Origin of the sequence: Aquimarina atlantica (assembly GCF_000626715.1) — a bacterium.
Classification (GTDB): domain Bacteria; phylum Bacteroidota; class Bacteroidia; order Flavobacteriales; family Flavobacteriaceae; genus Aquimarina; species Aquimarina atlantica.
The window spans coordinates 499,093-511,742 of the sequence record NZ_AQRA01000003.1 but is presented as its reverse complement, the minus strand read 5'-3'; the positions used below and the strand labels follow the sequence as shown (position 1 = coordinate 511,742).

Genomic DNA, 12,650 nt, shown 5'->3' with positions numbered 1-12,650 from the left:
ATGAAAACATTAAGATTATTAGTATTAGAAGACGAAGATGAAGAAGCTAAAGAAATTTCAGAATTTTTGAGCGATCATAATTTTGAAGTTACAAGAGCCTCAACGATACAAGATGCTGAAAGAAAAATACAGGATCATTTTTTTGATATGATCATTTTGGATATTATGATAGATGGGAAACCAGATGGTATTGTTTTGGCACAACAGATTAATGAGCAACAACTCAATATTCCTTTTTTATTTTTGACCAGTACACAGAGTAAACATTTTTTTGATCTGGCTAAACTCACACAACCAGCAACCTATTTGCTTAAACCTTATAATACCTTAGAGCTTATATTTTCTATAGAGCTTGCTATCGAAAAGCACTATAAACAATCTAATACACTAAGTTTTAACTCAGAAAATGCAGTATTGAGTCCTACTTATATTTTTGTAAAAAAGAATAAAAGTGTTATGAAATTAGCTATAGAATCAATTCATTATATTGAGGTGAAAGAAAAATATTGTAACCTAATAAGTAAAGAAGGTAATTTTTTGATTAAACTGTCCTTAATAAAAGTAAAAGAGCTATTATCGAATCCAGATTTTACACAAGTGCATCGTAATTTTTTGGTCAATATTAAAAAAATTAAAGAAATCTACTTTGAAGACAATCTTATCATATTAGAGAACGATGCCAAAATCCCATTTAGCGAACGCTATAAAGCTTTATTTATAAAGGATAATGATATATTAAACTAAGTGCTTCGTATTATTAAAACATATACAATTATCACCTAATAAGAGAATACACTATACTTTTAGTAAATATGGCTGCTCCTGCCATAATGGTAAACCCCCATTTCACCATCGGAAGAAGCAGCATATTTTCTATAAAAACTAAATGTATGAACGTTTCAATTTTATTTAACTAAACACAAATTCTATTCATGCTATAATAGCAAAACCAATCTTTATAATTCATTTTCACACTACTACTTCCTTCTTTGTACACTTTTAATTGGTTATCAAATCGGGTTTCATTATCATTTCCACAGTAAAATTAATCAGATTTACGCTACCTCTTAAAAGGAATGTCATAAGCGTTAAAAACTAAAGCATAAGTGTATCTAAATTGGGTATGATACTATTTCTAATTTGAATATGCTCGTAAGAACAATAACATTTTTTACTTTAGACGAAAAACAAAAGCCTGTAGCTCGATTAGATATTAAGTATAGCCTGTAGTTACATCTTATTTTGAGGTATAGAGCAAAAAGAGTAATTTTTTAAGTACGTAATCCCAATAATTACTCTTACTTCAATGTTCATATCATTAAGCATCTTCAAGACCTCACAGGTTTTAAAAACCTGTGAGGTCTAATAAAAACTTCAGCATCAAATATATTTACATTGAAACATTTACTTAAATCTAATAAACTGTGCTTTTTCAAAATAATAACTCGGTGTATATACAGGTTGGTTTTCGTCAAACCTATACCATGGGGAGATGGTAGTATCTTCAAAATTTTTTAGCAGGCATACATTCTGAGCTGGTGTATTTCCCTGAGCCAAAAGGTACATCTTATCTCCTTGATCATTTATGATTTCGTCTACTATGATTTCAATATGGCCGGGAGAACCAGGTTTTACAAGCATATCACCAATTCGTATATCTTTTACCAGTACTTTTTGTAGTTCGTTATGCATAGATAGAGTTCCTGCATAGGTGTATATAAGATTTAAATATTTATAAAAATTAGCTTTAGAACCATTGGGGGAAGCCGTTTTATGAAATGTTACTTTGTTGCCGTTTATTTTTGGGCGATATCCTTGTGCATATTTACGCCACGAACAATAATGACCCGAGGTAAAATTAAACCCAATTTCATCTTTTCTGTTTTGCTCCCACAAATATTCTGATCGAATTCTCATCAATGCATCTGCACATTGTTGTAATCCATTTGATGGAACAGGGACTTCTAGAATTGCTTCGCGCCAATGCTGTGCAAAATATTCGCTGTCATCGTAATTTATAATCTTGCTACCATAAGGTTTTAAGGGATAATGACGTAGGTATTCCTGAAAAGAGCCTGACCTATATTCTGTTCTCTTATACCCTTCAGGAATACTAACCCGGCTAGAAATTGAATCTCCTTTACTATTAATATAATTTGGTTTTGTAACTACATCTTTAACGATACCTTTTACATGATTAGTCACCATTTTTCCTTTTGATGTATTCGTTACTACCAAAACCAAGGCAACTATCAAAATAAGAGGTAACAGATATCTTTTCATAAAATTAAATTTAGCGTTAATTCTTTATTTTTTCATATTCATCAGGAGAATAGGTTTTAATTAGTTTATCAATTTCATAAAAACTTATTTCTGAAATACACGTATCATCATATATTGCTCCAATAGTATCAACTTCCATAATTTCAAATTCAATGGCCATAAAATCGTTATATCCCATATGCTGGATATAGTTTTGACTGATATCAATATATTGTGGAGAAATCGATACTTTAGACAAAGAATCTTTTCTGAAATTTACATTTTTCCATTCATCAATTATATATTCCGAATCTACCTCTATCCCTATAGTTCTGATAGTAATCTTAGCAACTCTATTATTGTTATACCAAATTTCTTCAGATTTCAAATACCCTGGAACTATTCTAATTACATAAGGTAAAGCATTCTTGTCCTTAAAAGTAATCCTAATTTTTTCTCCTATACCTGAATCTGAAAGACCTTCTACCCACGCTGTACGATCATTGTCATCTATAAGGTTGTTTTTAGAATAATCCTGGCTTTTATTTCGTAAAACGCTGGAAACTTTACAACTATCAACGATCAAGCGTTTTAAGGTATATTTATTATAAAAAGCTCCATCAAATTCAACGATATTAACCAAAGAATCTCTGGATATTTTTATGTTTTGGGAAAACAATGGTGAAGAAATTAATAAAATAATCCACTGAATTCCTATAATTACATTCATCTGTTTTAACATATATTCTGGCAAAAAGCAGCAATCATACTCATTTATTCTCAAAAATAAAAAAACCAGTATAATTGCTTATACCTATTTACAGTGAAATAATTTATTTAAAAAAGGTATACAAATATTTTATGGTAAATATCTGATTATTGTATTCTGGTAAATTTGGAGTTGCTAACTGCCTGTCTATGTTATAATCCTGATTATAAACCAGATATATATCATGACCATCCTTAACATTGTAGCGCAATCGAGCACTTGTAAGAAATTGATCAGAAACCGAATTGTATTGGCCTATTATACTTCCCGAAAGGTGAAGGTTGTATGCCCAATTAAGTTTTGTCTGTATAACATGTATCCATTCTTCTGTGTTTTGTTTATCAAATACGATATGATTAGCTTTCCAGGAAGATTCAATATTAAAATGTTTTCCAAAATTTAGAGTTGGTTTGATTTCTAATTTCAAGTTGGTTCCTTCATAAAACGTACCGTATTCTATAGCGACAGGAAATTGAATATTACGTCGGTTTCCTGGTGAGTAGGAAGCTCCAAAATAATAAAACATATAATCTCCAATAGCAGCTTCGAGTGTATTTGTGAAACGTATAGGTTGTTCTAAATCTTCATATTGTAATTGTCCAAAAACAGTAAAACTATCTCCGTTAAACAATCTCCCTGTCCAAAAACTTCTATTATACCATGTAATAATTCTTGAAAAATCTGTGGTATAATATAAATCCGAATTCATCAGAGTCCATCTTGTATACTGAAATAAAGCTTCATTTTTATCACTATTGTAATTTCCATAATTCAAACTTCCATAAAAATTATGGTGTTTTTCTCGTAACAAAAACCCCATTCCCGGATTATATTGCTTACCAGAAAACTCATATGCCGCTCTATAAAACAATCCATCTTGCTTACGTTTATCTAATACTAATGAAACTCTGGTATTCTCTGCTAAATCATATTTATTAGCATTTTTCTCGATAGTAGTCGATACCGATGGAATAAAATATAAGCTTTTGGGTAAGCTAAACACGCCATCAAAACCTATTGCTGTATTAAAATAATCCTTCCTCCAACGATTGGTAGCCATAAACCCTACAAACGACTTATCATTAAACACTTTATTCCTAAATCGCAATACGCTAAAATTTTCTGATGATATACTGCCATCAGCACCCAAATTCACTCCTTCTGTTTGTAATGAAAGAAGTCCAACATCAGCATTTCTAACCTGCCCCGTTAATCGTACTCCTCCAATTATTGGAGTTAGCCTTCCTTTATTGATACCGATAGTTCTGCTATAAAACAATTGCGAAAGAACACCTGCATTAAAATCAAACAACCCTGCTTGTTCTTGAAAAAATCTTCGTTTTTCTGGTAAAAAAATATTTACTCTATTATTAATATTAACGATTTGATCATCAATTTCTACTTGAGCAAAGTCTGTATTAATACTAACATCTAAAGTAAGTTTTGGTGTAATGCCATATCGCACATCAACACCTGCTTCTATACTATTATCATTTTGTTTTTGATACTCATTACCATCAAAATGGTAAGAACTCCCAACAGAACCCAATGCATAAGGAGTTATTTGCAATTGTTTTCTGGGATGTAGGCTATCAAAAACTATGGGTTGATACAATGATGGTGTTTCTGTAGCATTCGGGATATTTTGTGGTGGCAATGGTAATGTTCTTACTTTTCTGTTATGGTGATTTTGTGTTCTAACTACAGATATTCCTGCTTTTATTTGATTTTCTTTTCTTATAAATCTCAAATTTGAAATAGGAATCCTATACTCTGCAGACCATCCTTCTTCTGTTATTTGAGTTTTTCCTTCCCATATCATATCATACGATGGATTAAATGTAGAGTCTCCCAAAGGAATTCCATCATTAGAGATAGCCATATCATACCGACTACCCGAAGGATATATACTAAATACCAAAGCATTCTTCTTGGTTCGATTAGGGTCTATTCCAAAAGCAATAAAATCGTCTCCATACCATCCATCTCTAAGTAAATTTCTACTAATTATTTTATCTGGTTCTGGTTCTTTAGCATGTATTCCTAAATATATAAAACTGTCATCAAAAGTTAGTTGTACTGTAGTTAAGCTGTCCCCTTGATTCCAATTTGGTCTAAACTCATGAAATAAAAAAGTATGATTTCCTTTCCATTCTTCATCATTAACATATCCGTCTAATATAATTTTACTATTCGTTTTTTTGATTATGATTTCTGTATTTTCCTGTCCAAAAAAATATGAGCAGTATAAAATGCTACAGCATAGTAATGCAATTCTTATCATGCTTGTTTTTTTAACAAACATCTGATATGCATGTTAGTTTTAAAAAAGAAAAGGGGTAATATGAGGCGATAAAAGGGTAAAAAGAGGAGTTAACTACATCACCAACGATGATCTATACGTTCTACTAAGTTTAATTGTTTTATTATCTGTAAGCGTAATAACACCATCTCCATTTTTATTTTTCTGAATACAGTTAATATACTTAATGTTTACGGCATATGACCGATGTACTCGTTTAAAATCAGCGCCATTATACTCGTTTAAAAATGCTTTCAGGCTTTGATATCTAACAAATTTACCTTCATTAGTATTAAATATTATACAGTTATTAGATGCCTCTATAAATTTTATGTCCTCGGTAGAAATAATCTTTTTTGTATTTCCGTAAGTTAAGCTTACAAAGTTAGTATTCGACTTAGACGCTGTTGGCATATTACTTTCTCCAGGAGTATCGTTTTTAAGATTTCTATGCATACTATAAAATACCAATGAAAAATAACACAGAAGATTTACGGCTATATTATTGGTTAAGCTTGCATTAATAAAACTGAAGCTTGGCGAAGTACATTGATATACATAAAGCATCAGAAACAAAATCAAAGCCTGGCTTATTACTATATTTAAAACACTTGTAAAAATCGCCATGCCACTATGGGCCAATATATGCTTAGGAGTTGTAAATACATTCCAATATCGAATAGCACGTTTGATTTGAGGCATGGCCAGGTTCCAAAATATAAAGCTGGAAACTGCAACGGCAATAAGTTCTGAAAAACAAATAATTTGCAGGCTTTCCTGAAATAACCTACCTATCAGCAGGTTTACTATTGAAAAAGCCGAAATTAAAGTAATCCTTGACCTCATTATAACAGATATTTAGTGTATAAAAATATTAATAATCTGAGTATCATAATTCAACAAAAGGTTAAAATTATCTTTTGCTATCGAGGAGTATAAGTATACATATACCCGTTTTTGACAGGAGATGTTATGTATTTCTATAAAAAAACCGATACTTAAAAGTATCGGTTTCTTATTTATACTATATCTGAAAAATTATTTTTATCCTCCAAAGTCATCGAATCTAATATGTTCGTCTGGAATACCAAAATCTTCTCCCATTTTCTGTACTGCCTTATTCATTAACGGCGGTCCACAGAAATATAGTTCTATATCTTCTGGAGCTTCATGATGATTTAGATAGTTATCGATTACACAGTTATGAATAAATCCTACGAATCCATCACCTTCGGTATCATTTATATCTTTTTTCACTTTCCAGTTATCTTCTTCTAATGGTTCTGATAACGCCAGGAAGAATTTAAAATTCGGGAATTTCTTTTCAAGATCATAAAAATGATCTAAATAAAACAATTCACGTTTAGAACGACCACCATACCAATATGTAACAGTACGACCGGTCTCTAAAGTTTTGAATAAATGGTATAAGTGAGATCGCATTGGTGCCATACCTGCTCCTCCACCAACATAAAGCATCTCTGCCTCAGAATCATTAATAAAGAATTCTCCATAAGGTCCAGAAATAATTACCTTATCTCCCGGTTTTCTAGAAAATATATAAGAAGATGCTACTCCCGGATTAACATCCATCCATCCATTTTTAGATCGATCCCATGGTGGGGTAGCAATACGTACATTAAGCATAATGTCTCTTCCTTCTGCAGGATAAGAAGCCATAGAATAAGCACGTTCTACAGTTTCATCATTCTTCATCACTAATGGCCATAAACCAAATTTATCCCATTCTGCCTGAAATTTATCTGGAGTTTCATGTTCTTCTGGATGAGCAGTGATATCTATATCAGAATATTTAATCTCACATTGTGGAATTTCTATCTGAATATACCCTCCTGCTTTATACCCCATATCTTCTGGAATACGAACTACAAATTCTTTGATAAAAGACGCTACATTATAATTACGTACAACCTCGGCTTCCCATTTCTTGATTCCAAAGACTTCTTCAGGGATTTCGATATTCATGTCTTGCTTTACCTTTACCTGGCAAGCCAAACGTGCTCCATGTTGTAGTTCTTTACGAGAGAAATGCGGAGTTTCTGTAGGCAATGCTTCTCCTCCTCCTGATAACACATGGCATTCGCACTGGATACAAGTTCCACCACCACCACAAGCAGAAGGTAAAAATATTTTTTGATTACCAAGAGTAGATAATAAAGTACCTCCTGAAGCTACTTCAACCTCCTTTTCACCATTAATAGTTATTTTTACCGGTCCAGATGGTAATAACTTATCTTTTGCGAATATTAAAATTCCTACCAACACCAGGATAAGAACCAAAAATGAAATAATGGTTATCGCTATTGTTCCAACGGTAGATGCTAAAAATATCATAATTATTTAAGTATTGTAACGTTAGTATTTTCGGCTACTTCTTTTGTAGTCTCTTTTTTTTCAACCTGAACAGCCTTAGGTTCTTTCTTCTCTTCTTCATCTCCTCCTGTTAGCATTCCTCCGAAACTCATAAAACCAATTGCCATTAACCCTGTAAGGATAAATGTAATCCCTAGGCCTCGTAAAGGAGCTGGTACATTAGAGTATCTGATTTTTTCACGAATTGCTGCAATAGCAAGAATAGCTAAAAACCATCCTATACCAGATCCTATACCATATACAGCTGCATGAGAAATTGTTGCAAATTCTTTTTGCTGCATAAATAATGATCCCCCAAGGATTGCACAGTTCACCGCTATTAATGGCAAAAATATACCCAGAGAATTATATAATGATGGTGAAAATTTCTCAACTATTATTTCTACCAATTGCACCATAGTTGCAATCGTAGCAATAAACAATATAAAGGTTAAGAAACTTAAGTCATAATCAGCATATTCTGGTCCTAACCATACTAGAGCACCTTCTCTAAGAATGTATTTATCTAATAAAAAGTTTAACGGTACTGTAATAGCTAATACAAATATCACTGCAGCACCCAGTCCTACCGCAGTAGATACTTTTTTAGATACAGCTAGGTATGAACACATTCCTAAGAAGAATGCGAATACCATATTATCTATGAAGATCGATTTTAAAAATAATTCTAAATATTCCATGTCTCCTTTTATTTTAATGATCTTCTATTAATGCTTTATTTCTACTTCTTTGAATCCAGATGATGATTCCTACTGTAATTAATGCCATTGGAGCCAATACCATAAATCCATTATTTTCATATCCCAAAGCATACAACCCTGTTTTTTCTATAGGATCTCCTAATACTTTAGCGCCAAATAAGGTACCTGATCCTAACAACTCTCTAAAGAAAGCAACTATAATCAATAGTACTCCATAACCGGCTGCATTACCAATTCCGTCAAGAAAAGATTTCCAGGGACCGTTACCCAAAGCAAATGCTTCAAAACGTCCCATAATAATACAATTGGTAATAATCAATCCTATAAATACAGACAGCTCTTTACTTAAAGTATAGGCAAATGCTTTAAGGACTTGATCTACTATAATCACCAAAGCTGCCACTACTACTAGCTGAACAATAATTCTAATTTTTGAAGGGATGATATTTCTCATCAAAGAAATAACCACATTACCTATTCCTAATACAAAGATTACCGAAATTGCCATTACAATTGAAGGTTTCAATTGTGCAGTAATCGCCAAAGCAGAACATATTCCTAATACCTGGATAGTAATTGGGTTATTATCGGCAAGAGGGTCTGTTAGTAATTTCTTGTTTTTCTTTGAAAACAAAGGCTCTTTAGGCTCTTTTACTTTAACTTTTTCTTCTGTTACTTCAGCCATTTGTTATTTTTTTAAAGTTTCGAAATAAGGTTGATACATCTTTATTCCCTTCTTTACCATTGCCGTAACACCATCTCCTGTTATTGTTGCTCCTGCCATGGCATCTACTTCATTATCACTTTTATCTTCATTTTTAGGGTCTGCATTTCCTTTTTTCACAGTAATTCCTTTATAGTTTCCTGATGCATCTAAAATACTTTCTCCTATAAAATCATCTCTAAAATATGCTTCTTTAATATTAGCTCCTAGTCCTGGTGTTTCTCCTTTATGATCAAAGAATGCTCCTTTAACGGTTTTAAATTCCTTATCCAAAGAAACATATCCCCAAATTGCATCCCATAATCCATTACCTCTCATCGGAACCACGTAATATTCCTGGCCATCTTTTTTACCTATAAACAGAGGCATTTTTCTTTCGTAATTAGGATCCTGCTTTACTTTATCATTTTCCTTTTTTACTTCAATATCAAATGCATTATCTGTTTTTTGAGCTGTACTACCAGTAATAATATATTGTTCATTACCTACATACTTATCAAATAATTCCTGAGCTTTTTCTGCAGGTACAAACTCATTAGGGTCTTCGGTATCTGCAACTCCCATAGCAAATAGAATATTCTGCTGTTTTTCTGTACGTTTATTAGCATCTATTCTTCCTTTTAATGAAGATGCTGTAAATGCTAATAAAGAACCAACCACAACCACCATTGCAATGGCAAATAGGATTGTATATGAATTTTTATCTGTATTAATTGCCATGATCTACGCCGTTTTTAGTTTTAAACGTTTCATTCTTTTCTTGATATTTCCTTGAACCACATAGTGATCAATAGTTGGAGCAAATACATTCATTAATAAAATAGCTAGCATCACTCCTTCTGGATACGCTGGATTAAATACTCGAATAAGTATTGAGATAAATCCGATAAGGAATCCATAGATCCATTTTCCTTTATTGGTTTGCGATGCTGTTACCGGATCAGTTGCCATAAAAACAACTCCGAAAGCAAATCCTCCAATAATTAAATGATGCCAGAATTCTGTACTCATTAGACTATAAAACTTACTTCCTTCATTAATCCATTCTGCGCTTACCACTCCATTAAAGATTAATCCCATTACCAAAGCACCTAATACAGCACTTACCATAATTCTCCAGCTTCCGATCTTTGTAAAGATTAAGAATAACCCTGCCAATAAAATTAATATTGCAGAGGTTTCTCCTACCGAACCTGGTATAAATCCTAAAAACATATCTGAAACTGAATAGGTAAGTTCTTTTCCTTGAGCTAAAGCCCCTAGAACAGTTTCTCCCGACATTGCATCAAGTTCTGCTCCTCCTGCTATTTCGTTTGCTCTTTCTACAGCTCCATGTACCCATACCTTATCACCCGACATCCATGTTGGATAAGCAAAAAATAAGAATGCTCTAATAGTAAGGGCTGGGTTTAGGATATTCATCCCTGTTCCTCCAAATACTTCTTTACCTATTACAACTCCAAAAATAACTGCAACGGCTAACATCCATAATGGAGTATCCACAGGTACAATTAAAGGAACCAACATCCCTGTTACAAGGTATCCTTCTTCTACTTCATGCTTTTTAATAACCGCAAACAAAATTTCTACTGCAAGTCCTACCCCATAAGAAATAATTACCAGTGGTAATACTTTCCATAATCCTACGGTAAGGTTATCTAAAGACCAAAACCCTGAACTAAAAAAACCATTAGTTACGGCTTCTATTTCTCCTGCTGCTAAGTGATGCTGATATCCAGCATTAAACATTCCAAATATCAAACATGGTATTAAAGCCATGATTACAGTATTCATGGTACGTTTCAAATCATCTGCACCACGAACATGAGCACCGGAATGTGTAGTCTCATTTGGTAAATATAAAAACGTATGGATTGCATTAAATGCAGGGGCAATCTTTTTGTCTTTATACTTAAGTTTTAGTTTATGTAATTTATCTTTTAATCCCATAGCACTATCCTATTTCTTTTAACATTAGGTCTAACCCTTCTCTTATAATTTGTTGATGTGGTTGTTTAGAAACACATATAAACTCTGTAAGAGCAAAATCTTCTGGAGCTACCTCATACATTCCTAATTGTTCCATTGCATCTAAGTCATTTACCACACATGCTTTAAGTAATTGTAGCGGATAAATATCTAGTGGAAATACATTTTCATAATTTCCTGTAACTACAAAAGCTCTGTGTTCACCATTTGTATTGGTAGTAAGCTCATACTTTTTATTAGGAAACAACCAGGAAAAAGTAAGTGCTCTAGAAGGTGAAATCTTATTGAAAATAGGTTTATTCCATCCAAAAAGTTCATAATCGTCTCCTTCGGGAATAACTGTTATGCTATTATGATAATATCCAAGGTAACCATCTGGTTTTACATTTTCTCCAGTAAGTACATCTCCACTAATCACTCTAATATTTCCTTCATCATGTACTCCAGAAGCATATACTACTGATGACACCTCAGCTCCAATCTTAGTTTTAAAATATTTAGGAGTTTTGACCGACGAACCAGCCAAAGCTATTGTTCTTTCTGCATTAAATTTTCCAGTTAATAACAATTCTCCAATAACGACCAGGTCTTGTGGATTTACTACCCAAACTGCTTCCCCTTTATTAATAGGATCTATTTTGGCAATTTGTACACTCACATTTCCTGCAGGATGAGGTCCCGAAACATTATGAATTGTACTATTCTCTAGACCAGATAGTGGTGAATTTCCTTTTTTACCAACAGAAATATGTACTTTACCTTCGGTTAGTTTGCTTAATGCAGTAACCGCAGTTTGAAGTTCTTTTTCTTTCCCTTCTAATACATAATCACTATCTGCTGCCAAAGGAGCAGTCGTATATCCCGAAATAAAAATAGCTTTTGGAGCTACATCGGGATTAGCAATTACATCATAGGGGCGCTGTTTAATAAATGGCCAGCAACCTGATGCTAAAAGGTGGGATTTAATATCATCCCCACTCATAGAATTTACATCCTTTACACCAAAGTCTGCATATTTTTGTTCCTTGTCTCCAAGAATCTTAAAAGCTAAAATCTTTCTTTTGGCACCACGTACAATCTCTATTACTTCTCCGCTAACAGGAGAAGGAAAAAGCATTTTTTCATTAGATTTTGAATAAAAAAGTGGTTCGCCGGCTTTAACCTCTGTACCTTGTTTAGCAACAACCTTTGGTACTATACCGTGAAAATCGTCAGGCCTAATTGCGTAAACATTACTTCTTATGGCATCTACAGTAACTTTTTCTGCTTCGCCAACAAGCTTAATGTCTAAGCCTTTTCTGATACGAATGTCTTTTGACATATTTGTAGTCTATGTTAATTAACTAAAAAAATCGTGCAAATTTACTAATTAAAACACGTAAGTGAAAGCTGGTTTTGTTATAAGATTTTATTTATAATGTTTCTAAATAATGATCTGCGACTCAAAAAAACACTCTTTATTCTTTAGGCACACATTTTGCTTATATTTATACCCACAATTCTTTATAT

Annotated in this window: 11 protein-coding genes; 1 reads left to right on the top strand and 10 read right to left on the bottom strand. The window is 32.8% G+C overall.

Going from position 1 to position 12,650, the window contains the following annotated elements:
- Positions 1-744 (top strand): LytR/AlgR family response regulator transcription factor, encoded by a 744-nt coding sequence (locus ATO12_RS08760; RefSeq protein ID WP_034241296.1) that lies wholly within the window; start codon positions 1-3, stop codon positions 742-744.
- A gap of 660 nt (positions 745-1,404) precedes the next feature.
- Here the strand turns inward: ATO12_RS08760 and ATO12_RS08755 are convergent.
- From ATO12_RS08755 to ATO12_RS08710, 10 genes are all read right to left on the bottom strand, one after another.
- Positions 1,405-2,283: a DUF4846 domain-containing protein gene (locus tag ATO12_RS08755; RefSeq protein ID WP_034241294.1), complete on the bottom strand. Its 879-nt coding sequence runs from the start codon at positions 2,281-2,283 to the stop codon at positions 1,405-1,407.
- Positions 2,284-2,299: 16 nt separating this feature from the next.
- Positions 2,300-2,992: an NADase-type glycan-binding domain-containing protein gene (locus tag ATO12_RS08750; protein WP_131248798.1), complete on the bottom strand. Its 693-nt coding sequence runs from the start codon at positions 2,990-2,992 to the stop codon at positions 2,300-2,302.
- Positions 2,993-3,095: 103 nt separating this feature from the next.
- Positions 3,096-5,315 carry a DUF5916 domain-containing protein gene (locus tag ATO12_RS08745; RefSeq protein ID WP_131248797.1) on the bottom strand — a complete coding sequence of 740 codons (2,220 nt, stop codon included), beginning with the start codon at positions 5,313-5,315 and terminating at the stop codon, positions 3,096-3,098.
- 93 nt (positions 5,316-5,408) lie between these two features.
- Complete coding sequence (locus tag ATO12_RS08740) at positions 5,409-6,179, bottom strand: LytR/AlgR family response regulator transcription factor (RefSeq protein ID WP_034241289.1); 771 nt, start codon at positions 6,177-6,179, stop codon at positions 5,409-5,411.
- 198 nt (positions 6,180-6,377) lie between these two features.
- Positions 6,378-7,688, bottom strand: coding sequence for an NADH:ubiquinone reductase (Na(+)-transporting) subunit F (gene nqrF / locus ATO12_RS08735; protein ID WP_034241287.1), 1,311 nt, complete (start codon positions 7,686-7,688; stop codon positions 6,378-6,380).
- Positions 7,689-7,690: 2 nt separating this feature from the next.
- The gene (gene nqrE / locus ATO12_RS08730; RefSeq protein ID WP_025664970.1) at positions 7,691-8,407 is read right to left on the bottom strand and encodes an NADH:ubiquinone reductase (Na(+)-transporting) subunit E; all 717 of its coding nucleotides are present in this window, start codon (positions 8,405-8,407) and stop codon (positions 7,691-7,693) included.
- Between the two features lie 13 nt (positions 8,408-8,420).
- Positions 8,421-9,113 carry an NADH:ubiquinone reductase (Na(+)-transporting) subunit D gene (locus ATO12_RS08725; protein ID WP_051476030.1) on the bottom strand — a complete coding sequence of 231 codons (693 nt, stop codon included), beginning with the start codon at positions 9,111-9,113 and terminating at the stop codon, positions 8,421-8,423.
- Between the two features lie 3 nt (positions 9,114-9,116).
- Entirely contained in the window at positions 9,117-9,872 is a 756-nt protein-coding gene (locus ATO12_RS08720) for a Na(+)-translocating NADH-quinone reductase subunit C (RefSeq protein ID WP_034241285.1), read from the bottom strand.
- A 3-nt stretch (positions 9,873-9,875) separates the two neighbouring features.
- The gene (locus ATO12_RS08715) at positions 9,876-11,102 is read right to left on the bottom strand and encodes an NADH:ubiquinone reductase (Na(+)-transporting) subunit B (RefSeq protein ID WP_034241284.1); all 1,227 of its coding nucleotides are present in this window, start codon (positions 11,100-11,102) and stop codon (positions 9,876-9,878) included.
- Positions 11,103-11,106: 4 nt separating this feature from the next.
- Positions 11,107-12,462 (bottom strand): Na(+)-translocating NADH-quinone reductase subunit A, encoded by a 1,356-nt coding sequence (locus tag ATO12_RS08710; protein ID WP_034241282.1) that lies wholly within the window; start codon positions 12,460-12,462, stop codon positions 11,107-11,109.
- Positions 12,463-12,650: the final 188 nt, after the last annotated feature.

Bases quoted from the DNA above. Each gene is read 5' to 3' on its own strand.
- ATO12_RS08750 (WP_131248798.1), bottom strand. From the start codon at position 2,992: ATGAATGTAATTATAGGAATTCAGTGGATTATTTTATTAATTTCTTCA.
- nqrF (WP_034241287.1), bottom strand. From the start codon at position 7,688: ATGATATTTTTAGCATCTACCGTTGGAACAATAGCGATAACCATTATT.
- ATO12_RS08760 (WP_034241296.1), top strand. From the start codon at position 1: ATGAAAACATTAAGATTATTAGTATTAGAAGACGAAGATGAAGAAGCT.
- ATO12_RS08715 (WP_034241284.1), bottom strand. From the start codon at position 11,102: ATGGGATTAAAAGATAAATTACATAAACTAAAACTTAAGTATAAAGAC.
- ATO12_RS08740 (WP_034241289.1), bottom strand. From the start codon at position 6,179: ATGAGGTCAAGGATTACTTTAATTTCGGCTTTTTCAATAGTAAACCTG.
- nqrE (WP_025664970.1), bottom strand. From the start codon at position 8,407: ATGGAATATTTAGAATTATTTTTAAAATCGATCTTCATAGATAATATG.
- ATO12_RS08720 (WP_034241285.1), bottom strand. From the start codon at position 9,872: ATGGCAATTAATACAGATAAAAATTCATATACAATCCTATTTGCCATT.
- ATO12_RS08755 (WP_034241294.1), bottom strand. From the start codon at position 2,283: ATGAAAAGATATCTGTTACCTCTTATTTTGATAGTTGCCTTGGTTTTG.
- ATO12_RS08725 (WP_051476030.1), bottom strand. From the start codon at position 9,113: ATGGCTGAAGTAACAGAAGAAAAAGTTAAAGTAAAAGAGCCTAAAGAG.
- ATO12_RS08745 (WP_131248797.1), bottom strand. From the start codon at position 5,315: ATGATAAGAATTGCATTACTATGCTGTAGCATTTTATACTGCTCATAT.
- ATO12_RS08710 (WP_034241282.1), bottom strand. From the start codon at position 12,462: ATGTCAAAAGACATTCGTATCAGAAAAGGCTTAGACATTAAGCTTGTT.